This is a genomic window from Paenibacillus agaridevorans (genome assembly GCF_003112455.1).
Taxonomy (GTDB): Bacteria; Bacillota; Bacilli; order Paenibacillales; family Paenibacillaceae; genus Pristimantibacillus; species Pristimantibacillus agaridevorans.
Genome location: NZ_BDQX01000381.1, coordinates 75881 through 76829, shown reverse-complemented (window position 1 = coordinate 76829; position 949 = coordinate 75881). Strand labels below are relative to the sequence as shown.

1 pseudogene is annotated in these 949 nt (G+C 50.1%); it reads right to left on the bottom strand.

Features of this window, described 5'->3' with window-relative positions:
• Positions 1-692 precede the first annotated feature (692 nt).
• Positions 693-949: pseudogene (locus tag PAT3040_RS29160) on the bottom strand (FAD-dependent oxidoreductase); the annotation flags it as partial.

The window sequence follows — 949 nt, the reverse complement described above, 5'->3', positions numbered from 1 at the left end:
ACGAACTGAGGGGCCGACAGGCGGCATCTACCGCCGGCTGCATCAGCAGGGGCTGACGGGCTAAGGGGCTGACAGGCGGCATCTAGCGCCGACCGCAACGGCAGGGGCTGGCGGGCTGAAGAGCTGAATCTACTATCTTCTGCATCAGCAAGGGCTGACAGATTGACGGGCCAACAGGCTGCTGGGTTGCTAGGCGACATTAAAAGGAAAATCTCCTCTTAATTACTTTCCATGCTGACGTTTTACGATATTATAGGGAAAACTGCCCTCTAATTAACTGCGAATAAATGCATGTGACGCAAATATCCAGAAATAAAGGGAGAATTTCCATCTATATATGCTAAAAATCCATTTCCCTCGAAATTAGATGGAGAATTTCCATCTATTCCGTAAATTAGCTGCTGCGGACGCTGTGAAAAATGGAAAAGGAATGCCAGAATAATAGTCTTTCCAACAATTGAACGTGGGGCTGTCCTAAAGTCGTAAATGACTTAAGGACAGCTCCCTGCTTCGTAATTGATCGTTAACGCCCGCTAGATTTCAAAGACTCAACATCCGCCAGTGCAACCTCACCGTTCAGATGAGTTAGACCCACACGCATGTGCCTACCCAACGCCGATGCTCGGTACAACACCAAAAAGCGAATTGCACGAAAAACGTACAATCCGCTCAGGATTTTCACATCAATGAAACTAGCTATAAACCTTCCCCACGTAAAACTCCATCAGATCCCGCACCAGCGAGAAAACCTCCCCCACCTTAAGCTCTTGGGAATCCTCGATATCCGACAGCGTTGTCTCCGCAAGCCATCCCTTGGAGACGACCTCGTCGAGTGCGGACTCCGGCGTAACGGACAAATTCGCCATCAGTGCCATGGTGTACGCCAGTTGCTCCAACGTAAGCGGCAGCTTTGCCGGTTCTTCCAGATCGGCGATGGCCACGTACGGAT